We start from the raw sequence: 22,761 nt of genomic DNA, 5'->3' as shown, positions 1-22,761 counted from the left end.
TTGGTCTATCGCCTTTGTGGGTACAGTCGCGGCGCGTTATGGGTTTTCCGCGACACGCTCCGGCCGCACGACCACTTGCGGGACACCACCACCGCCGACCCAACGCCCCCAGGACCGCGAACCTCGCCAAAGCCGTCCGCGCCTGCCTCGGCTGACAACGACTCGACGTTCTCAGACGCTGACGAGCGGCCGGCCAACACCACCAGGCCCGCCGGCCGGGAGAAGATCAGACCGAGCAGACGCAACGACATGGCGGGCGATTATGTCCTTCCCCGTTCTGGAACCCACAGGTTGTTCGGCGCGTCGTGGGTATCGACGAGTAGCGGCGTGCGGGCGGCTCAGTCTGGCTGGCTTGGTTTCGGGCTATAGGTTGAGGTTTTTTCTGCGGCTGAGTATGGTTTCCCGCCAAGTGTTGCTTCGGTGAAGACGGGTGGTCGGGCGAAGTTCGCGCCGGCGACGATGGGGTCCTTGGTGAAGGTGGCTTTGCCGAAGGAGACCTCCCTGAGGAACGTCGTGTTGGCGAAGTGGGCCTCGCGGGTGAAGGTCGCCTCGCCGAACAGCGCGTTGCGGGTGAAGGTGGCGCGGGTGAAGAAGGCATCGCCGCGGAAATGCGTGTTGTCGAAGGCTGCGCGTCCGTTGAAGTCCGCTTCGACGAAGAGGATCGAGTCGGCGAAGGTCGCGCCGGTGAAGGCCGTGTCCTGGGTGAAGGTTGTGCCGTGGAAGTACGTTTCGCCACCGAAGGTTGCTTTGCTGAACGCAGCGCTCTGAGTGAAGACCATTTCGGTGAATTTTGAGGATTGCTTGAAGGTTGCCTCTCGAAAATCCGCATGTTCTTTGAAAGTGGTCGAGGCGAACGTGGCCGGGCCCTGGAAAGTTGTGTCGCTGAGCCAGGCCCCTTTGGTGAAGGTGGTTCTGACGAAGAGGGCTTTCCCGGTGAAACATGCGCCCATGAGGTCTGTATGACCACTGAAGACCGCCCTGGTGAAGTCGGTGCGACCGGCGAAGGTCACGTTTCTGAGGATGCCGGTTCCGATGAGCGCGTCGTCGAGGTTGAAGTCGATGAGGTGTGCGCCGGTGAGATCGAGGTCAAGACGGCCCCAGTAGGCGATGTCGCGGCCGGGTTTGAGGTGGTCGCAGAGGAGGCGTTGTGCGGTGAGCCGGACCTCGCGTTCCTGTATGACGGCACGGTGCTGTTCGCGTTGCTCGGCGTCGCCTGGTCGCGGTCCGGGGGCTTCGTAGGGCATGCGGAGGTAGGCGCAGAGGACATTGACGATGGTCTGCCGCTGCGATCCGTTGTCTTGGGCGAGACGTTCCAGCGCGTAAAGGCCACTGAGACGAACCGGAGCCTTCTCCGAGCCGAGTAGCTCTGCGGCTTTCAGGTAGAGCTCGGTGATCCGCCGTTCCACGGCGTCCGCGCGGAGGTCGTCGGCGGTTCGCTCCTGCTGGGAGAGAGCGACTTCGGTGGAGTGCTGGCGGCGCCAGGCGAGATACAGGGCGACCACGCCACCGCTGCCGACGCCGACACTCAGGCCGACCTTGAGCGCGTCGAGGCGGGCTTTGACCAGGTCGGGGCCGTTGAGTCCGGCGGTGGCCGGCCACCACAACGCCACCACCACCGCGGCGGTCAGCACGGCGATCGCCAGCGCGGTGCTCCACATCGCGGTCCTGGTCAGCTCCGGGAGTCGTCGTACCGACGGCGACGTCATGTTCGGCGACGGGGCAGTGACGGTTGGGGGCCGCGGGTCGTCGGTCATGACCTCCATCGTCGCGGAACGCGGCGGGAGCGTTCCGGACGGCCGTCACCCCGGGTTGCCACTCGTCGCTTTCGTCGTTGAGCGGCGCCGTGCGTGCGCGAGGAGGCCTGTCGAACAGCTCGTCGTGGCTATCCAGGCCTGGACGCGCCAGGCCGCTCGCGCGACGACATGGAAAGAATCAGGTTCGGGTGATCGTGTACAGGTCGTGCTCCGGGTCGGCGACCGTGAGCCGGAGACCATACTCGGCGACTTCGTCCGCCAGCGCCGACGCGGTGATCACCTGCCACAGATCGGATGCGGTCAGCTCGGTGACGACACTTCCTCCCTGCTCGACCCGGTAGGTCATGGTCCAGGTGATGGCGTCCGGACCGGCGGGTTCGGCGGCGGCGACGCCGAGGTACTCCCGGTCGCCGATGCGCACCTGCGCCATGGGGGTCGAGGGAACGGCGACGGCCGTCGTGGGTGGCTGCAGGTTGAGGATCGCCCGTCCGCCGGGAGAGAGGCGGTCGGCGAGCAGCTTCCACAAGGCGCGGCGTTCCCCGGGGCCGAAGTGGCCGAGCACGTTCATCGCGAGGACGACGGAAAGCCGGTCCGGAAGTGGGGCGGCGAGCGCGTCGGTGCCGAGGACGGTGACGCGGCGGGCGAGGTCGTCGTCTTCGACGCACCGGGTGAGCAGCGCCGTCCGCAGGGCCGGGTTCGGTTCGATGGCGATGATGTCCGCGCCGGGCAGCGCGGCGGCGAGGACGGCGGTGCCGATCCCGGTCCCGGCGCCGACGTCGACGACCGGCCCGTCGCTGGTGTCCACATCGGACAGTGCCTTCGCGAGCGCCGGACCGAGGCCGGTCCATGCCTGCCGGAGCAGCACGGCGACGTACTCGGCGGTCCGGTGGTAGAAGTCCTCGGTCATGTGGTTCCTTCCGCGAGTGGGCCTGCGGCCGTGGTGATCGCGGCGATCGTGGCCGCGGGGTGGTCGAAGAGGTGGAAGTGGTCGCCGGGCACGAACACCGCCCGGAAATCGGCTCGGGTGTACGCCGCCCAGGCGTGCGCGTGCGCGGACGTCAGCTCGCCGTCGTCGACGCCGGTCAGAGCGGTGACGGGACACGCCAGCCGTTCCCGGTCCATGACCGGCCGGTAGGTCTCGTTGACGGCGTAATCGGCGCGCAGGATGGGCAGCAGGTAGTCGCCGCCGAGCGCGGCCATCGACGTCGGCCGCTCGCCTCGCAGCCGCGCGATCTCGGCGGCCAGTTCGGCGTCCGGCGCGGTGTGGAAGCTGTCGCGCTGATGCTGATGCGGCGGTTCCTTGCCCGAGACGACCAGATGCGCCGCGGTCCTCAGCGCGCAGGCGGCTTCGTAGGCGATGGTCGCGCCAAGGCTGTGTCCGAAGAGGACGGTCGGCCGATCGGCCAACGCGGTCAGCCCCGGCAGGAGATCCGCGACGACACCGGACATCGTGGTCCGCGCCGGTTCGCCCCAGCGGTCCTCGCGGCCGGGGAGCTGGGCGGCGTGCAGTTCGATCCACGGCGGCAGCAGTTCCGTCCACGGCCGGAACGCGCTCGCCGCGGCGCCCGCGTGGGCGAAGCACAGCAGCCGCACCCGGGCACCGGGGTTCGGCGCTGGACATCGCCACGCCCGGTTCGCCGGCTCGGCGCGATTCATGCGTCTCCCTTCATTCGACACACAGGGTGTTCGTCCACACGGAGCAATACTGCTCCATCAGATGAAAACGATAGCCGTTTTCGTGTATGAAGGACAGCGCGTGACGGTTTCCGCCGTTTCGTTCCCTCGACCGTGAAGGAGAACTGGGTGAGCGCGGTCCCGGCAGAGGCAGCAACCCCCCTCGACGACGTGATCGAGGCGGTCGCCGAAACACTCGACATCGCGCCCGCGACGGTCGGCGCGGACATCCCGCTGATGGCGCTGGGCTTGGAGTCGTTCACCGCGGTGCGGTTGCGGCGGCTGCTGCTGGACACCACCGGGGTCACCCTCGCGCTGACCGACTTCCTCGACCAGGCCACGGCCCGGACCGTCGCCACCGCCCTCGGTGACCGGGCACGGCAGGACGATCCGGAACCGCGCGACGAGACCTTCCCGCTCACGCCCATCCAGACCGCGTACTGGGTGGGACGCGATCCGGCGTTCCCGCTCGGCGGCGTGGCCACCTTTTACTACCGGGAGTTCGAGCGCGACACGCCGCCCGGTGAGGACGAGGCCGCTGTGCTCGGCGCCGCCTGGAACAGGTTGGTGGAGCGCCATTCCGCGCTGCGCATGGTCGTCGACGCGGACGCCACCGGCCGGGTGCTGGCCAAGGTGCCGCCCTACCGGATCCCGGTGACGGATCTGAGGACACTGCCCGGCACCGACGCCGCGCGGGTCGCCGACGAGCTGCGCGCCGAGTGGTCCCACCAGACCCGGCCCACCGGCTGCTGGCCGCTGTTCGATCTCCATGTCGTGCTACTGCCCGGTCAGCGCACCCGGGTGTGTGTCGGGGTGGACGTGCTGGCGCTCGATCTCGCGGGCTGGATGCAGATCATGACGGAATGGGGTGCCCTGGTGGCCGACCCCGGCGCCACGCTGCCCGAACCCGGCACCACGTTCGCCGAGCTGGCGCGCCGCCGGGCCGCGCGCACGCCCGGGCCGGAGACCGAACGTGCCGCCCGCTACTGGGCCGACCGCGCCCTGCCGCCGGGGCCTGCCCTGCCCACGGCCACGGACGTCGCCACGATCGGCGCGCACCGGTTCAGCAGGCGCGCCACCGAGCTGGACGCCGCTCACTGGGCGGCGGTCAAGAAGACGGCCTCGTCGCACGGGGTCAGCCCGACGGCGTTGCTGCTGGCCGCGTACGGACTCACTCTCACCCGTTGGGGTGCCACCGCGGCCTTCTGTCTCAACACCACCCTGTTCGACCGGCCGGATGACCCCGAGCTGGCGCATGTGGTCGGCGACTTCACCTCGACGGTGCTCGTGCAGATGCCTGTCTGGGAACCGGAATCCGGCTTCGGTGCGTACGTGCGCGCGGTCAACGAGCAATTCTGGTCCGATATGGACAATCGCGAGGTGGACGGCATGCAGGCCGCCCGCCGGGGTCCTGCCTCGCTCGGCGCGCCGGCGCATCCCGTGGTGTTCACCAGCGGGCTCGGCCTTTCACCCGGCGGCGACGACCCGGCAGGCTGGCTCGGCACCGAGGTTTTCGGCATCTCGCAGACACCTCAGGTCCTGCTCGACCACATCGTCTACGAGGAGGGCGGCCGCCTTCGCGTGTGCTGGGACAGCGTCGACGGCGCCTATCCCGAAGGTCTTGTCGACGGCATGGCCGACGCGCATCTGCGGCTGTTGAGCACACTCGCCGATCACCCGGACCGCTGGTCGGACCCCACGCTGGGCTGGATCCCCACTTTCGCGCCGCACGCCATTTTGGACGCCGCACCGTTCGGCGAGGCGGGCCCGCTGCTGGACGACCCGCTACGCGCCGCGGCACGGGAGGTTCCGGACGCGCCGGCGCTCTTGGGTGCAGAATCCGCGTTCAGCCACGGCGAACTCCTCCGCGCGGCCGAGGCGATCGGGCATGGGCTCACCAAGGCAGGCGTCGGCCCGGGAGACCTCGTCGCGGTGTCGGTGCCCAAGGGCCCGGCCCAGATCGTGGCGATGCTCGGGGTGTCCGCGAGCGGCGCGGGCTACGTCCCGGTCGAGCCGGCCTGGCCCGCCGAGCGCGTCGCCTCGGTGTGCGCCCAGGCCGGGATCGGCCACGCGCTCGTCACCGACGACGTCGAGCTGAGCTGGCCCGGCACCGTCACCGTCCACCCCGTCGTCCTCGACGCCACGGCCGGCACCGCCGAGCGGCCGAACCGTCCCGCGCCGGACGACCTCGCGTACGTGATCTTCACCTCCGGTTCCACGGGAAAGCCGAAGGGCGTGGCCATCGAACACCGCGCGGCCCGCACCACGATCGACGACCTTGTCGACCGGTTCCCCCTCACCCGCGACGATCGGATGCTCGCCCTGTCGGCGTTCAGCTTCGACCTGTCCGTGCACGACGTGTTCGGCGTCCTCGGCGTCGGCGGAGCACTCGTCCTGCCGAGCGCCGACCACCAGCGCGACCCCGGGCACTGGCTCGAACTCATGGCCCGGCACCGCGTGACGTTGTGGAACACCGCCCCCGCGCTGCTGGAAATGCTCGTCGAATACGCCGAGATCGACCCCGGCCTCGCCGACCGCGCGCTGCGGTCGCTGCGGCTGGTCTTCCTTTCCGCCGACTGGATTCCCGTGACGCTGCCCGACCGGTTGCGCGCACTCGCACCGCACGCCGAGATCGTCAGCCTCGGCGGCGCGACCGAGGCGTCGATCTGGTCGATCTGCCATCCGATCGGAGACGTCGACCCGGCCTGGCGCAGCATTCCCTACGGCCGCGCGCTACGCGGGCAGAGCTTCGACATCCTCGACCCGGCGGGCCTGCCGGTGCCGGTCGGTGTGCCGGGCGAGCTGCACATCGGCGGCGACGGCCTTGCCCGCGGCTACATCGGAGACCCCGAGCAGACCGCGCACCGGTTCGTGCGGCATCCGGTGCTGGACCGCAGGCTGTACCGGACCGGGGATCTCGGGCGGTGGCGGCACGACGGCACGATCGAGTTCCTCGGCCGCGTCGACCGGCAGGTCAAGATCCGCGGCCACCGTATCGAACTCGGCGAGATCGAGTCCGTGCTCGACCGCGCGGACGGCGTCCGCAAATCCGTGGCGATGTCCGTTCCCGGTCCCGACGACCGGCCGCGGCTGGTCGCCTTCCTCGTCCCGGCGGACACCGGGCGGACCCCGGACACCGCGGAACTCGCGGCACACCTGCGGACCAGGGTCCCCGAGTTCATGGTGCCTTCGCGGTTCACGGTGCTGGACGGGTTCCCAGTGACAGCGAACGGGAAGATCGACTACGCCGCCCTGCCCAACCCGTACCGGCGCACCGAGACCCCCGCCGCCACGGAACCGTCCACAGTGGACGAAAAGGAACCCGCCGCCCCGCAGAACTGGCTCGCCGAGGCCTTGACGCGCGCGGCGGATCTGGGTCTGGAGGTGTCCCTGACCGTCTCCCCCGGCACGCTCACCCCGGCCGACGCGCTGGCCTCGGCCGCGGAATGGAGCCGCCGTACCAGGGCGGCTTCCGCGGCCCACGGCATCGACCTCGAGGAACGGCTCAGCGCGGACGGCCTCTTGAACCTCGCCCTCCCCTCGTCCACAAAGGACGCCGTGCCTGCCAGGAGTGTCGTGGTGGCACAACCCGAACCCGAACGACGAGAACCAGAGCAGGCGACGGCCAGCCCCGAGCTGGAGGAAACCGTGCTGGGGGTGTTCCGCTCCCTGCTCGGCTCCGGCGTCGACGCCACGACCGCGTTCTTCGAGCTCGGTGCCACTTCCCTGACCCTCGTGCTGGCGCACCGGCAGCTCGTCGCACACGGATTCGACACGCTGACCGTGGTCGACCTGTTCGGCCACCCCTCCGTCCGCGCGCTCGCGGCGTTCCTGGCACCGCGCCAGAGCCCGCCCGCCGCCGCGACACCGGCAACACCGGCGCCGCGGGGACGCCGCGCCGCCCGGCAGCAGGCAGAGCAGGTCGCCCGATGATCGCGATCACCGGACTCGCCTGCCGTTTCCCCGGCGCGGTGGACGCCGCCGCGTTCTGGGACCTGCTGCTGGCGGGCCGTAGCGGCCTTACCCGGTTCGGCCAGGACGAACTGCGTGCGGCCGGGGTGCCCGAGGACCTGGCCACCGCGCCCGGCTACGTCCCCGTGGGCGGGCTCATCGACGGCCAGGACCTGTTCGATCCCGAGCCGTTCGGGCTCACCGACGCCGAAGCCGCGCTGATGGACCCGCAGCAACGGCTGTTCCTTCAGATGTCCTGGCAGGCGCTGGAGCAGGCGGGCCATGGCGGCGGCGTCGGCGCGGGCACCGTCGGCGTCTACGCGGGTGCGTCGCAAAGCGCCTACCTGGCCAGCAATCTCGGCAGGCGCTGGGATCCGACCGGTGGTGGAGCCGACCCGGTCGGGAGTCTGCGCGCGGCGATGGCCACCCACGGCGACTACCTGCCCCTGCAGGTCGCGTACCGGTTGAACCTGACCGGGCCCGCGATGTCGATCACCAGCACCTGTTCGAGCTCGCTGGTCGCGGTGCACACCGCGGCCCAGGCGCTGCTGGCCGAGGAATGCGACACCGCGCTCGCGGGCGGGGCTTCGCTCATCGTTCCGCAGGGGCACGGCTATCTCCACGTGCCGGACGGGATCTACGCCGCGGACGGCGTCGTCCGGCCCTACAGCGCGGACGGCACCGGAATCGTCTACACCCAGGGCGTCGGCGCGGTCGTGCTGCGACGGCTGGCCGACGCGCTGGCCGATGGCGACCCCGTACTCGCGGTCCTGCACGGCTCGGCGGTCAACAACGACGGGGCGGTCAAGGCGGGATTCACCGCGCCGTCGCCACGTGGTCAGGCGAGGGTCATCGCGGAAGCACAGACGGTCGCGGGCGTCGCGCCACGCCAGGTCGGTTACGTCGAGGGCCACGGCACCGCGACGGCGCTCGGTGACCCCATCGAGGTCTCGGCCCTGCGCACCGTGTTCGGGCAGTCCGAACGGCCGTGGTGCGGGCTCGGCTCGGTCAAGGCGAACATCGGTCACGCCAACACCGCCGCCGGGGTCGCGTCGCTGATCAAGACCGTGCTCGCGCGGTCTCACGGTGTGCTGCCCCCGGCACCGCATTCGGAACCGGTCAACCCGCGGCTCGGGCTGGAGGGGTCCGCCTTCGCGCTCTCCGGCGATGCCCGGCCGTGGCCCGCGGACGCGGAGTTCGCGGGAGTCAGCTCCTTCGGTATCGGCGGGACCAACTGCCACGTCGTGCTCGGCCCCGCACCGGCGCGGCCACCGTCCACACCGGACGAACGGCCGCAGATCCTCGTCGTGTCCGGGCAGACCGACGCCGCCACCCGCCAGGCGGCCCGCGATCTGAGTGACCACCTCCCCAGCCTCAAGGACTCCGCCGACCTCGCGGACCTGGCGTACACCCTGGACGAGGGCCGGACCCAGCACAGCAGGCGCATCGCCGTCGTCTGCGCGCCTGCCCGGATCGACGCCGCCGCGGCCGCACTGCGTGAAGCAGGGCCCGTGCCCGCTTCCCGCCCCCGCGTGATCTTCGCCTTCCCAGGAGCGGGCAGTCAATACCCGGGTATGGGATCGGCTCTGTACGCGAGCGAACCGGTGTTCGCCCGGACCGTCGACACCTGCGCCGAGCTGCTGATTCCCCTGACCGGACACGACATCCGGCACGTGCTCGACGGTCGTGAGGACCGGGTGCGGGACGCGGCGGTCGGGCTCCCCGCGTTGTTCGCGGTGTCGCTGGCCACCGCGCGGTTGCTGGAGTCGTGGGACGTCCGGCCGGACGTCGTGCTGGGGCACAGCCTCGGCGAGTACACCGCCGCCGTGGTGTCAGGAGGACTCGCCCTGCCGGACGCCGCCCGGCTGGTGGCGGTGCGCTGCACCGAGGTGTCGCGTGCCGCCGGCGGCGGGGCGATGCTGTCGCTGGACCTCGCCGACGTCTCCGGTCTGCTGGCGGCGCATCCGGATGTCGACCTCGCCGCGCTGAACGGGCCCGCCGGATCCGTGGTGTCCGGTCCGGCCGACGCCATTTCTGCGCTGGAGGCCGAGGCGACCGCCGCGGGAATCCGGTGTCGGCGGCTGCACGTGGACACGGCCCTGCATTCCCGGCTCGTCGACCCCGCGATCCCCGCCGTCCGTGCCGCCGCGGCGAACCTCGCCGCCACCACGCCGGAAATCCCGATGGTCAGCACGCTCACCGGTACCACGGTCACCGATGAACTCGGTACGGCCGAACACTGGGCGCGGCAGCTGCGGGATCCCGTCGTGTTCTCCCCGGCCCTGCGGGTCGCGCTCGATCCGGCGCCTGCCGTGCTGGTCCAGGTCGGCCCGGGCAGCAGCCTGGTGACGCTGGCCCGTGCGCACGGCGACCCGGCGCTGCTCGATTCGGCCATCACGCTCGACCACGACCGCGCCGGCCTCGAAACCGAATCCGTTCGCGCCGCCGTCGCCCGCTTGTGGGCCCACGGCGGGGAAATCGGGCTCGGCGCGCAACGTCGCGGTCAGCGTGCGCGGGTCGCGGCGCCCGGGTACGCCTTCCAGCCCCGCCGGCTCTGGATCGACCCACCTGCCGAACCGGTGACGCCTGCCCGTGCTCCCGGGCTACTCCGGCTGCCCCGGTGGCGTCAGCTTCCCCCGCTCTCCGGTACGACGCCGGTTGGCCATTTCCTGCTGGCCGCCGATTCCCCGTCACCGATCGCCGAAGCGCTCGGTATGTCCACAGTGGAGGATCACGAACCGGGGACTTCCATCGACGGCGTCGTCGTGCTGACCGCTCCCGGGCTGGACGTGAGCGAGGTCGTCCTGGCCCACGCGGACCTCGCGAGGAAGCTCAGCGGGACGACCGTGCCGAAGCTGCTTGCGGTCACGTTCGGCGCGGACCGGGTCGAACGCCTCGACGCGGTGACGACCGGCGCCGCCGCGGCCCGTGCGCTCAGCCGGGTCCTGGCCCAGGAACATCGCGGGATCCGGTGGCGCACGGTGGATCTCCCGCCGGCCACCGATCCGGAACGTGCGGCGAAAGCGATAGTGGACGAACTCGCGGATCTCGTCCGGTCGCCGGATGAACGCGGCGGGCAGATCGCCTGGCGATCCGGCGTCCGCTGGCAGCGCGACATCGAGGTCTGGCCGCTCACCCCGCCGACCACGACCGTCCAGGGACCGCGGCGAGCCGTCGTGTCCGGTGGGCTCGGTGACGTCGGGCTCGTCGTCGCGGAACGCCTCGCCCGGCGTGGCGCCGCGGTCGTGATCACCTCGCGGCGCCCTGCCTCCGACGTGCCCGACGCGGCCCGGACCCTCGACGCGCTGAAGGCCGACGGCCTCGACATCCGCACCCGTACGCTCGACGCGTCCGATGTGGACGGTTGGCGCGGGCTGCTCGCCGAACACGAGCCCGACGTGATCGTGCACGCCGCCGGAGCGGCCGCCACCACCCGGGCAGTTCCACTTCGCGACGTCACGCCGGACCAGGTCACCGCGCAGCTGCTGGGCAAGGTCGATGGTGCGCGGGCGCTCCAGGCGGCCATCGACGCACTACCCGAAGCGTCCCGGCCCGGCCTGGTGGTCCTGATGTCTTCGGCCGCCACGCTGGTCGGCGGGATCGGCACCGGCCCGTACGCGGCGGCCAACGCCGCGCTCGACGCGCTGGCGACCGCCAACACCGGCTGGACGAGCGTCGTCTGGGACGGCTGGAGCGTCGGGCCCGGCGGCGCGGACCGGGAAGTTGCCCTGCGCGACGCGCTCGACGCCGCGACCGGCGGCCGGGCCTTCGACCTGGTACTCGACCGGCATGTCGCCGGATCCGTGCCGCCGGTCGTCGCGGTGTCCCGCACCGACCTCACCGAACGCATGGCCGCCGCCGCGTACACCGCACCGGGTGAGCAGGGTGAGGCCGGTGTGTTCGCCGACGCCCTGCAGGAGCGGATCGCACGGCTGTGGAGCGACCTCTTCGGCGTCGCGATCACCTCGCCGGACGCGGATTTCTTCGCGCTGGGTGGCCATTCCCTGCTCGCGACCGGCATGCTCGCCACCCTCACCCAGGACCACGGCGTCCGGCTCCGGCTGGCCGATCTGCTCGCCGCCCCGACCGTGGCCGGGCTGGCGAGCCTGCTGCGAGCACGCGACGCCACTCCCCCATCGCCCCGGACGCCGGCCCCCGTGACCGCGGCCGAGCCCGAATCCTTTCCGCTGACCCGGGTCCAGCACGCGTACTGGATCGGCCGCGACGGCGGCTACCGCTGGGGTGACGTGCCGTGTCACTTCTTCCTCGAGTACGACTGCGCCGAGCTGGACCTGGCGCGCTACGAGGACGCGTGGAACAAGGTGATCGCCCGGCATCCGATGCTGCGGTCCATAGTGGACTCACAGGGGCAGGCGAGAGTGCTGCGCGACCTGCCGCGGTACCGGATCCGCACCCACGATCTGCGTGAACTGTCCGAAGTGGACCGCGATCGCCGTCTTTCGTCCCTTCGCGGCCGCGTCGGTCTCAAACCCGGCCCGGCCGACCGCTGGCCACTGTTCACCGTCCAAGCGGCCAGGCTGCCCGGCGGCCGGACCCGTTTGTTCCTCGGCGTGGACGTCCTGATCTGCGACGCCGCGAGCTGGTGGATCGTCGATCGCGACCTGCACGCCTGCTACACCGATCCCACCCGTGTGCTCGAACCGGTCGGGATCCACCCCGCCGACTGCGTCCGGGCGCTCGAAGCTCGACGCGACGGAGCGGACGGTGCCCGTGCCGCCGAGTACTGGCGGGCCCGGCTGACGGCGATTCCCGAGGCACCGCCCATCCCCGTCGACGACGACGCCGCCGCGGGCCGCTTCGTCCGGCACGCCGCGACGCTCGACGCCGCGAGCTGGGAACGGCTGCGGCGGCTCGCCGCCGAGCACCGCGTCACCCCCACCGCCGTTCTGCTCACCGTGTACACCGACGTGCTCGCGGCCTGGTCGGGCCGGTCCGCGTTCAGTGTGATGCTCACGCTGTTCGACCGGCCGGACATCCACCCGGACGTCCCGAACGTCGTCGGCGACTTCACCTCCCTCGTCCTGCACGCGACCGAGGAGGCGGACGTCGGCACCTTCGCCGAGCGGGCCCGTCGCACCCAGCGGCGGCTGTTCGACGACCTCGACCATCGCGAGTTCTCGGCGCTGGACGTGCTCGCGGAGAAGTCCAGCGCACAGGGTGAGGTCGCCGCCGTGCCCGTCGTGTTCACCAGCGCGCTCGGGCTGACCGAGGTCATCGGCGCCGACCACGACCCGCGTTGGATCGGCCGGAAGGTCGCCGCGCTGAGCCAGACCCCGCAGACCCTGCTCGACCACCAGGTCCTCGAAGAGGGCGGCGAACTGCTGCTTCAGTGGGATGTCCTCGACCCCGTGGTGCCGCCCGGCCAGGTCGCCACCGCGATCGCCGACCACGTCGCCAGGGTCAGGCGGCTCGCCGACGATCCGGTGTCGTGGACCGGCGGAGCGCAGGCGTCGGTGGAGGACGACGACATCGCGTTGCTGCTGCGGGAGGGCGTTCCGGACGGCAGGACCCTGTTCCTGCTGCACCCCTCGGGCGGGGACGTGCTGTGCTACACGGAGCTGTCCCGGCTGATCGACCGGGAGACCACCGTCGTCGCACTGACCGACCCCGGCCTGTCCGGTGGCGACGCGCCCGACAGCGTGGACGCGCTGGCCGCGCTCTATCTCGGTGTCCTCCGCCGCCACCAGCCCACCGGCCCGTATCTGCTGGGCGGCTGGTCGATGGGCGGCGATCTGGCCCAGCGGGTGGCCTGTCTGCTGCACGAGTCCGGGGAGCACACCGAACTGCTGGTACTGCTGGATTCCAACGAGCCGAGTCACATCACCGACGTCCCTGGCGGCGACGCCGAGATCCGCCGCCGCTACCTCGCGTCGCTGGCGGGCTACCTCGACACGGAACTCGCCGCCGCCCAGGAGCCCACCCAGTCCGAAGTGGACACTGTGTTGCGGGAGCACGGATTGCTTCGCGCGGGCACCAGCGCCGCCGCACGCGTCGAGGTGTTCGCGCGGCACCTGCGGGGGCTGGCCGCCTATCGGCCACCGCGGCTCGCCGATCCGGGAACCCGCACCCTGATCGTCAAGGCGGGGCAACGTTCTCCGGTCAACTCCGGTATCGGCATGGGCGTCGACGACGTCCCCGGCGATCCCGCCGACCTCGGCTGGACACCTCTCCTCAGCCGGCCACCCAAAACGTCCACAGTGGACGCGCACCACTACGCCCTGCTCCGCGGCGAAACGGTCGCCGCGATCGCGGCGCTGATCAACGACGAACTCTCCCACCCCGAAAGGCCGACCTCGTGACCCGCGTTCCCCGCCGCATCGCCCTCCTGGTCGCGGCCACCCTGACGGCCACCGCCTGCACCTCGGGCAACGCCACCCCGGCCTCGGAGGATCTCCTGCGCTACGCGGCGGTCGGCTCGGCGGCCACCGCGAGCAACGACCCGCACGGCGGACTCGGCAACGAATCCGACGCATTGCGGTTCGCCCTGCTCTACGACGTGCTCACCGTCGCGGGCCCCGACGGCACCACAGGGCCCCGCCTGGCCACTGCTTGGGAACCGGACGCCTCGCAGACCCGATGGAAGATCACCCTGCGCGCGGACGCCACGTTCAGCGACGGCCGGAAGGTGACCGCCGCCGACGCGTTGTACTCGCTGCGCCGGATGCAGGCCAAGGCGGCCGAGAACTACGGCCGGATGGCGATGTTCGATCTGGACGGCTCCCGCGCGATCGACGCGTCGACGCTGGAACTGCGCACGCGGACGGCGTTCGCGGCGGTGCCGGAAGCCCTGCAGTCGGCGACCTTCGTGGTGCCTGAAGGCACGACGGATTTCAGCACGCCCGCGCCGGGGTCCGGGCCGTACCGGATGACCGGCGGTGATCCCGCCAACGCCGTCCTCGAACGCAACGACGGCTGGTGGGGAACGAAACCGCCGACGAAACGGATCGAGATCCGCGCGCTGGCCGACCCGCAGGCACGCGCGGACGCGGTCCGCTCGGGGCAGGCCGACGTCGCGGGCAGCGTCAGCCCGGCCGCGGCCGCGCAGGCCGAACGCGCCGGCACGCAGGTGGTCCGCCGTCCCGCGGTCACCACCTATCCCGTGGTGATGCGGCTCGACCGGGCACCGTTCGACAAGCCCCAGGTCCGCGAAGCCGTCAAGCTCGCCACCGACCGGCAGCAACTCACCGGCACCGTGTTCGGCGCGTACGGCAAGGTCGGCAACGACCTGCTCACCCCGGCCGATCCCAGCAGTCCTCAGCTCCCCCAGCGGGTTCGTGATCTCGATCGGGCCCGCGCGCTGATGGCCGAAGCCGGATACCAGGGCGGTGTGGACGTCACTTTGCACACCACGACGGCGTATCCCGGGATGGACTCCACCGCGACACTGCTCGCCCAGCAGCTCGCACCGATCGGCCTCAAGGTCACCGTGAAGGTCGATCCGCCGGAGAGTTTCTGGACGAAGACCTACGCGCTGGCCGATTTCTACGTCAGCTACCTCGGCGGGATCGGCTTCCTCGACGTCTCCCGCATCGCGCTGCGCGCGGCCTCGCCCACCAACGAGACCGCGTGGAACCGCCCTGACTGGGAACGCGACCTCGACGCCGCGCTCGCCGACCCCGACACCGCGCGACGTACCCAGTCTTTCGGTGCCCTGCAAGGGAAACTCCGGGACGAGGGCGGCTACCTCGTGTGGGGAGTCGGGGACGGGCTCGACCTGTCCCGTCCCGGTGTCGGCGGCTTGCCGACGGGGCCCGGGTTCGCGCGGCTGTTCATCGACCAGGTGCGGATCACCGCGTGAGCGCTCGTTCGTCGTTGGCCCGCACGGGGAGCCTCGTGCTGGTGCGGGCCGCCGCGACCGCCGTCGTGGTCTCGGCCGTGGTGTTCGCCGCGGTCAGTGCCCTGCCTTCGGACGCGGCCGAGACCCGGACCGGGAGCCGCGCGGACGAGGAAACCCTGCGGCAGCTGCGGGAAACCCTCGGCTTGGACGCGCCGCTGTGGCAGCGCTGGGGACAGTGGACCGCGGCGATCCTGCGTGGTGATTGGGGACGTTCACTCGTCACCGACCGGCCGGTCGCCGATCTGCTGCTGCCCCGGCTCGAAGCGACGGCCGTGCTCACGGCGGCGGCGGTGCTGATCGCGCTGCCGCTCATGTTCGCGCTCGGCTGGGCCATCGGCGGCAGCAGGCCCGGCTGGGCACGGCGGTGGGCCGCGCTGAGCACGACCGTCTCGTCGATCCCGCAGGTCGTCGTGGTCGCCGCTCTCGTCCTCGTCCTCAGCGCGCTGCTCGGGTGGCTGCCGCCGGTTTCATTGCTGTTGCCCGGCGGGTCGCCGCTGGACCGGCCGGATCTGTTGGTGCTGCCGTCGCTCGCGCTCGCCCTGCCTGCCGCGGCCTGGGGCGGCGGACTGCTCGGTGGCGCCGTCGCGGACGCCTGCGCGGCACCCCACGTCCGTGACGCCGTGGCGCGGGGCGTCACCGGCCTGCGCCTGCACGTCCGGCACGTGCTGCCGTTCGTGCTGTCCCCCGCGATCCGCGCGGCCGCGACGCTGACCGCCGGCACCGTCACCGCGGCGGCCGTCGTCGAAACCATGCTCGGCTACCAGGGGCTGGGCGAATTGCTCGTCACCGCGGTCGCAGGCCGGGACACGCCGATCGTCGCGGCGGTCGGGTTGATCGGCGCGCTGATCGTCGTCGCGGGCACCGCACTGGCCGATCTCGCGGCCACGGCCGCCGACGCCCGGCAGGAACGGCGATGAAGACCGGCTGGTTCACCGCGGCGGCGCTCGCGGTCGTCACACTCGCCGGAGGCCTGCTGGCTCCACGGGATCCGGCGGCCGTCTCGGGTACGCCGTTCACGCCGCCTGGGCTCGGCCACCTGCTGGGCACCGACGTGCTGGGCCGGGACGTGCTGTCGCGGTCGCTGGCGGGCGGGGCGGGCCTGGTACTGCTCGCGGCCGCTGCTGGGGCGATCACCTGCGTGGTGGGTGTCGCCGGTGGACTGGTCGCGGGCTGGAACGACGGCCTGCCGGGGAGGCTGATCACCGGACTCGCCGATGTCCTCGTGGCGCTGCCGCTGCTGCTGGTCGCGCTCGTGCTCGCGGTGGCCGTACCCGGTCCGGTCGCGGTCGTCGTGGCCACGGTGTGCGGCGGAGCGCCGCTGACGACCCAAATCGTCCGCGACACCACCCGACGGACCCGTGCGGCGGGCTGGGCCGACGCCGCCCGCGGCCGGGGCGAGAACACCGCGGTCCTGCTGGTGCGGGAGATGGCCCCGGCCATGGCCGGGCTGATCGTGGCCGAGGCGGGGCTGAGGTTCGTGCTCGGGCTGCAACTGGCCTGCACGATGACGCTGCTCGGGTTCGGTGCCCAGCCGCCCGAGCCGGACTGGGCGCTGATGTTGCGCGAAAACCTGCCAGGGGCCGCGGACAACCCCGCGGCCGTGGCCACGCCGGCGCTCCTGCTCGGGGCGCTGGCCTGTCTGGTCACGTGGGCGCTGCGGGCCCGCCGCCGGGAACCGGTGACGGCATGACCCCGGCGGAGCTGACCGTGCGCGGCCTGACCGTCCACGACGGACTGGGTCATCCCGTGCTCGACGACGTCGGCCTGGACGTACCCGCGAACACCGTGGTGGCCGTGACCGGCCCGTCCGGCAGCGGGAAGACGACGCTGCTGCGGACGATCCTCGACGTCCTACCCCCAGGGCTGCGCAGGGTGGGCGGCGAAATCACGTGGGCCGGGACACCGGTGTCACCAGGCCGACCGTCGGCCGCCTGGCGAAGCCGGGCCATCGGGCTTCTCGGCCAGGACCCGGCGGGCACGCTGAATCCTCTGTGGACGGTCGAACGCCTTGTCTCCGAATCGGGCGGGAGCCAGGTCGACGACGCGCTGCGCACCGCTGGACTGGACCCCGCCACGGTCCGGGGGAAACGGCCGCACCAGCTCTCCGGCGGACAAGCCCAGCGAGTCGCCCTCGCCCGGGCCATCGCCGGTCGTCCCCCGCTCCTGCTGCTCGACGAGCCGACCAGCGCACTGGACACGGACGCCGTCCGCCGCGTCGCCGACGTGGTCCGCCGACGTCGCGACGAAGGTACCGGCGCCACCCTGATCATCTCCCACGACCGCGAGTTCGTGGCCGCACTGGCCGATCGCGTGGTCGGCCTCGGCTCCCCGCCGATCGTCCTGCCTCCGTCGCCGCCCCGGCCGCCGACCACCGAAGCCGTCCTCACGGTGTCAGGAATGAGCATCGAGCGGCCCGTGGCCTTGGTCCGCGACGCGACCTTCACCGTGCACGGTGGCGAATCGGTCGTGCTCGTCGGCGCGTCCGGTAGCGGGAAGACGACGTTGTTACGCGCGCTGGCGGGACTTCACGAGGTCCACTCCGGACTGATCACCTTGGACGGCCGTCCGCTGCCGTCGCTCCGGACCCGTGACCGGGACCAGCTGCGCGCGATCCAGTATCTGGCGCAAGATCCGCTCGACGCCCTCAACCCCGCGCACCGGGCGATCACCGCGGTCGCCCGTCCCGCCCGGGTCCTGCGCGGATTTTCCCGTCACCAGGCCCGTTCGGCGGCGGAGGAGCTCCTGACCGCCGTCGGGCTCGACCCCGCGACCGGACGACGTCGTCCCGGCGCGCTGTCCGGCGGCCAGCGGCAACGTGTCGTCCTCGCCCGCGCGCTCGCCACCCGGCCGCGGCTGCTGCTCGCCGACGAACCGACTTCGGCACTCGACGACGAGACCGCCGAGGCCGTACTCGGGATGCTGGCCCGTCACCGCGTCGACGGGATGGCCGTCCTGGCCGTCACCCACGACCCCCGCGTCGTCCGCCACGCGGACCGAGTCCTGCGGCTGCACGACAGCCTGCTCGCCGAAACCGCGGTGAACCCGCGCGACGAAGGAGGAATCACCCTGTGCCCGAACCGCTGACCAGGCCCGACACCACACTCTTCGCCACAGTGGCGGCGAAGCTGCGCGCCCACCCGTGGATCGGCCATGCCGAGCCCACGGACGCGGGCGTACGGATCCATCCCGCCGCGCACTTGCTCGCGACGGCGCCCGTACCGGGTGCGCTCGTCACCGAATACCTCGAGCACTGGAGCGAGGTCTACCAGCTGACCTATGGCGCCGCTCCCCGCGACGTCGCCGGGGACCTAGACCTCAGCGGCTGGCGGGCGTCCGACACCGGCGAACCGCTGTCCACCGTCCACATGCGACAGTGGGTGGAGCGGACCGTCGACCTCATCGCGGGCCTGCGGCCGGAGTGGATACTGGAGCTGGGTTGCGGCACCGGCATGCTCCTGCACCGGCTCGCTCCCCTCGTCCAGGGCTATGTCGGCACCGACGTCGTCGCCGACTCCGTCCACCCGCTCCCCTCCGTACCGGGCACGTTGAAGACCGTGCGCGCGGCCGCCCACGAAACGGACGCTCCCGTGGTGTCCTCCGCCATGGCCGCCGCCGGCTTTCCCGCCGCCGGGCCCGACTGCGTCGTGCTCAACTCCGTCACCCAGTGCTTCCCCGACACCGGCTATCTGGACGCGGTCGTGCGCGCGGCCGTACGCACGGTGGCCCCGGGCGGATATGTGGTGATCGGCGACAACCGGCACGCGGGGCTGCACACCGAGTTCAGCACGTGGGTCGAGCGGCGGCGCGGCACCGGCCCCGATCTGGCCGATCGCGCCGAGGCCAGGGCCGCGCGGGACGAGGAACTGCTGTTCGACCCCGTCGCGCTGGCGCGGATCGCCGCCAAGGCCGGTGCCGGCGCCGGGCGCGAGATCAGGATCGCGACGTTCCCCAAGCTCCTCGACGCGGATTCCGAGCTGACCCGCTACCGCTTCGACTGCGTTCTCGCGGTCGATCCGGCCTTTCCGACGGCCGATCCCCGCCCGCTGCGCTGGCCGGACGTCGCAGACCGGCTGGACACCGTGCTCGACGGCTCCGGCGTCCGGATCCCGGACATCCCCAACGGCGCTCTCCCCGATGCGCCGGGGTCGTCGATCACGGCCGCCCGGTTGGCCACGCTGGTGGCACGGAACGACGCGAGCGTGACGCTGGCCGCCCACGATCCCCGGCTGCTAGAGGTGGTGTCCCCCGCGTCGGCGGCTTGGCGCCCGGCCGCCGAGGTCGCCGCGCTGCCCGGCGGGAACACCCACGAACCCTTGCGGCGCTTCGCCCTGCAGCGGTTGCGTGCCACGGCCCGCGCCTGTTTGCGCGACCTGCCCGGCGCCCGCGGTGTCACGGTGGAGGTCGACCCCGCTCCGCATCCGGCGAGCACGTCGTGATCGCCGCGGAACCGTGCCACCAGGCCGGTCTGGCCGCCATCGACGGCGTCGACCTCGCGGCCCTGCCCGAGGCGATGCGCGGGCTGGACGACGCGGCGACGGACACCATGGCGGCCACGCTTCGCCGGGCCGGACTGTTCCGCCCCGGCGTCAGCCACCGCCCCGAGCAGGTCCTCCAGCGGCTGCGGGTCGCCGAACGGCACCGCTGGATCGTCCGCGGCTGGCTGCGCGCCCTGATCGGACACGGGAAGCTGCGCGCGTCGGACGACGGCACCGTACTGCGTGACCTCGCCCCGGCGCCCGCGCATCCCGCGCCACTGGCCGAATTGTGCGCGCGGCTGGGTTATCCGCCTGAGGTGAGCGGGTTCTTCGACGCTACGGCGGCGCGGCTGCCCGAGCTGCTACGCGACGAAGTCACCCTGCAGTCCGTGCTGTTCGGGACCGACAGCACGGCGACCGCGGACGGCGTCTACCGCGAGAACGTGATCAACGGCTACCTCAACGCCGCTCTCGTGGACGTCCTTCGTACGGCATCGCCCGCGACGCCGCGCTTCCTGGAACTCGGCGCGGGTGTCGGGGCCACCGCGATCCCCGTCCTGAGTGGACTGACCGGCGACCTCGACTACCTGTTCACCGACGTGTCCCGCTATTTCCTCGACACGGCGAAGAAGATCCTGGCGCACGACGATCGGGTGCGGTTCGGCGAACTCGACATCAACGACCCCGGCACGCACTCGGTCGAGCCGGAATCCTGCGACGCCGTGATCGCGGCGAACGTCCTGCACAACGCCGTCGACGTCCGTGCCGTTCTCGAAACGGCGCGGTCCTGGCTGCGGCCGGGCGGGTTGCTGCTGGTCGTCGAGTCGTGCGGCGACCTCCTCCAGGCCGCGGTCTCCATGCAGTTCCTGATGTCCCCGGCCGCCGGTCGTCCCGCGGCGGGCTCGGCGGATCTGCGCGCCGGGAGCGACCGGATCTTCCTCACCCGCGACGAATGGCTCGGCGAATTCCGCCACGCGGGCCTGCGGCCGCTGCTGGACCTGCCCCGTCGCGACCACCCGCTCAGCACCCTCGGCCAGTCGCTGCTGGCCGCCACCCCTTCGGAACCTGGAGAACTTTCATGACCACCACCCTTGACCACCGGGAGCTCCTGGCCGAGATCTGGGGCAAGCTGCTCGGGCTCGCCCCAGCCGAGGTCCCGCACGACGCGGGTTTCCTCACCCTCGGCGGCGATTCCGTGCTCGCCGTCCGCATGTCCGCGCAGGTCCGCAAGCAGCTCGGCGTCGTACTCGCGCTGTCCGACATCCGCGTCGAGATCACTCTCACCGAACTCGCCGAGCTGATCGCCCGCCGCGCCACCGGCGGTGGCCGGGCGCTGCCCGTGGAGGTCGCCAAACGCGCCGACCCGGACGAGCCGTTCCCCCTGCTTCCCTTGCAGCAGGGGTATTTCGTCGGCCAGCAGGACGGCTGGGAACTGTCATACCCGTCGGCGCACCACTACGTCGACATCGGACTGTCCGAAGTGGACCCCGACGACGCGCCGGAAGCGCTCCAGGACGCGCTGCGCAGGCTGGTCGTGCACCAGCCGACGCTGCGAGCCCGCGTGCTGCCCGACGGACGGCAGCGCATCCTTCCCGCCGACGATCCGGCCACCGTGCCCGGCCTCGTCGTCAACGACCTTCGCGGCGTCCCGGCCGACGACGTCGCGCGCTCACTGGCTTCCCTGCGGCACGAGATGAGCACGAACGGCCCCAATCCCGGCGAAGGCCCGGGGATCGACATCCGGCTGACACTGCTCGACGACGGCAACGCGCGGCTGCACTGCGCGGTGAGCCTGCTCATCATCGACGGCTGGTCGTCCAATGTGTTCTATCGCGACCTGTTCGCGCTGGTCGCCGACTGGAACGCCACCCTCGCGCCGCTGGAGGTCGACTACGGCGACTACGTGACGTCGGTTCGGCGGCTGCCCGGCACCGCGGCGTGGGAGGCCGACCGCGACTGGTGGTTCGACCGGCTCCCCGGCTTCGGGCAGCCGCCCGCGCTGCCGCTGCGTCTCGACCCCGCAGAGGCGCGCCCGGATCTCATGGCCACGACGCAGCGGACCCTGGACGCGGCGACCTGGGCCGCCGTGCGCGCACAGTGCGCCGCACACGGTGTCACCCCTTCCGCGGCCGTGTTCACCGCCTACGCGTGCGTTCTCGCCCGTGCCGCCGGGCATCGCGTCATGCTGCTGAACTCCTTGCAGCTCAACCGGTTGCCCCTGCATCAGGACGTGCACCGCATCATCGGCGCGTTCGCGTCGACCATGCTGATCCCCGTCGAGCTGGACGCTTCCGCTTCTTTCGCCGACCTGGCGCTGGCGTGCCAGCGTCAGTTCGGCGACGCCGCCGCGCACAACCTCGTCAGCGGTGTCGAGGTGTCCCGTGAGCTGGGCAGGCACCGCGGCACGCACCGGCCGGTGGCGCCTGTGGTCTTCCAAAGCACCCTCGGCATGGACGCGGCGATGGGCCAGCGGCTGCCAGGGGACGCCGGGCCGCTCGGGGTGATCGACATGCACGACCACCACCAGCAGCTCCGCACTCCGCAGGTCGCGCTCGAAGTCCGGCTGTTCGAACTCGACGACACCATGACCGCGGTGTTCTCCTACGTGGAGGAGATCTTCGAACCCGGCCTCATCACCGGCATGTTCGCCGAACTGCTCGACCACGTCCGGACGCTCGCCGAGCCGGGCGCCTGGGACTCGCCCGTACCGCTGCCCGGCCGGGAACATCCCGATCCGGCCCCGGACACCCTGGTACTGGGCAGGTATGCGCGATCCGACACGGCCGAGGCCGAGGAATCCGGCCCGCCGCGCGACGACGTGGAACGCCGGATCGCCGCGCTGTGGCAGGAGATCCTCGACGTCGCGGAAGTCGACCGGGCCGGGAACTTCTTCACGATGGGCGGGGATTCGCTGCTCGCCGTGCGCGCACTGGCCCGCGTCGCGCGCGAGACCGGCACCGCGGTGAGCGTCCGTGACTTCCTCGCCTCACCGACCCTCGCGAGTGTGGCCGCCCGGATCCGCGCCGCGCGGCCACATTCGACGTGAGCG

12 protein-coding genes are annotated in these 22,761 nt (G+C 71.8%); 9 read left to right on the top strand and 3 right to left on the bottom strand.

Features of this window, described 5'->3' with window-relative positions:
• Positions 1 to 338: 338 nt before the first annotated feature.
• From ACFVM3_RS11675 to ACFVM3_RS11665, 3 genes are all read right to left on the bottom strand, one after another.
• The gene (locus tag ACFVM3_RS11675; protein ID WP_378437907.1) at positions 339 to 1,754 is read right to left on the bottom strand and encodes a pentapeptide repeat-containing protein; all 1,416 of its coding nucleotides are present in this window, start codon (positions 1,752 to 1,754) and stop codon (positions 339 to 341) included.
• 178 nt (positions 1,755 to 1,932) lie between these two features.
• Positions 1,933 to 2,661 carry a class I SAM-dependent methyltransferase gene (locus ACFVM3_RS11670; protein WP_378437905.1) on the bottom strand — a complete coding sequence of 243 codons (729 nt, stop codon included), beginning with the start codon at positions 2,659 to 2,661 and terminating at the stop codon, positions 1,933 to 1,935.
• Complete coding sequence (locus ACFVM3_RS11665) at positions 2,658 to 3,410, bottom strand: thioesterase II family protein (RefSeq protein WP_378437903.1); 753 nt, start codon at positions 3,408 to 3,410, stop codon at positions 2,658 to 2,660. Before ACFVM3_RS11665 ends, ACFVM3_RS11670 begins: the two co-directional genes overlap by 4 nt.
• A 147-nt stretch (positions 3,411 to 3,557) precedes the next feature.
• Here ACFVM3_RS11665 and ACFVM3_RS11660 point away from each other — a divergent pair, with 147 nt between their 5' ends.
• Genes ACFVM3_RS11660 through ACFVM3_RS11620 form a run of 9 tightly spaced genes read left to right on the top strand, consistent with a single transcriptional unit; the run spans position 3,558 to position 22,758 of the window.
• A complete protein-coding gene (locus tag ACFVM3_RS11660; RefSeq protein WP_378437901.1) occupies positions 3,558 to 7,361 on the top strand; it encodes an amino acid adenylation domain-containing protein in 3,804 nt (1,267 codons plus the stop codon).
• A complete protein-coding gene (locus ACFVM3_RS11655; protein ID WP_378437899.1) occupies positions 7,358 to 13,699 on the top strand; it encodes an SDR family NAD(P)-dependent oxidoreductase in 6,342 nt (2,113 codons plus the stop codon). The genes ACFVM3_RS11660 and ACFVM3_RS11655 overlap by 4 nt, the downstream gene beginning before the upstream one ends.
• Complete coding sequence (locus tag ACFVM3_RS11650) at positions 13,696 to 15,198, top strand: ABC transporter substrate-binding protein (protein WP_378437897.1); 1,503 nt, start codon at positions 13,696 to 13,698, stop codon at positions 15,196 to 15,198. Before ACFVM3_RS11655 ends, ACFVM3_RS11650 begins: the two co-directional genes overlap by 4 nt.
• On the top strand, positions 15,195 to 16,154 hold the full coding sequence (locus ACFVM3_RS11645) for an ABC transporter permease subunit (protein ID WP_378437895.1): 960 nt from the start codon (positions 15,195 to 15,197) through the stop codon (positions 16,152 to 16,154). The genes ACFVM3_RS11650 and ACFVM3_RS11645 overlap by 4 nt, the downstream gene beginning before the upstream one ends.
• Positions 16,151 to 16,927, top strand: coding sequence for an ABC transporter permease subunit (locus ACFVM3_RS11640; protein WP_378437893.1), 777 nt, complete (start codon positions 16,151 to 16,153; stop codon positions 16,925 to 16,927). Before ACFVM3_RS11645 ends, ACFVM3_RS11640 begins: the two co-directional genes overlap by 4 nt.
• Positions 16,924 to 18,321 carry an ABC transporter ATP-binding protein gene (locus tag ACFVM3_RS11635; RefSeq protein ID WP_378437891.1) on the top strand — a complete coding sequence of 466 codons (1,398 nt, stop codon included), beginning with the start codon at positions 16,924 to 16,926 and terminating at the stop codon, positions 18,319 to 18,321. Before ACFVM3_RS11640 ends, ACFVM3_RS11635 begins: the two co-directional genes overlap by 4 nt.
• Positions 18,306 to 19,673: a methyltransferase gene (locus ACFVM3_RS11630; RefSeq protein WP_378437889.1), complete on the top strand. Its 1,368-nt coding sequence runs from the start codon at positions 18,306 to 18,308 to the stop codon at positions 19,671 to 19,673. The genes ACFVM3_RS11635 and ACFVM3_RS11630 overlap by 16 nt, the downstream gene beginning before the upstream one ends.
• Positions 19,670 to 20,794, top strand: a complete 1,125-nt coding sequence (locus ACFVM3_RS11625) for a class I SAM-dependent methyltransferase (protein WP_378437887.1) — start codon at positions 19,670 to 19,672, stop codon at positions 20,792 to 20,794. Before ACFVM3_RS11630 ends, ACFVM3_RS11625 begins: the two co-directional genes overlap by 4 nt.
• Positions 20,791 to 22,758, top strand: coding sequence for a condensation domain-containing protein (locus ACFVM3_RS11620; protein ID WP_378437885.1), 1,968 nt, complete (start codon positions 20,791 to 20,793; stop codon positions 22,756 to 22,758). Before ACFVM3_RS11625 ends, ACFVM3_RS11620 begins: the two co-directional genes overlap by 4 nt.
• Positions 22,759 to 22,761: the final 3 nt, after the last annotated feature.

Source organism: Amycolatopsis sp. NPDC057786 (assembly GCF_042797905.1).
Taxonomy (GTDB): Bacteria; Actinomycetota; Actinomycetes; order Mycobacteriales; family Pseudonocardiaceae; genus Amycolatopsis.
Note: the sequence above shows the minus strand (reverse complement) of the source record. Positions and strands in the feature narration are given on the sequence as shown.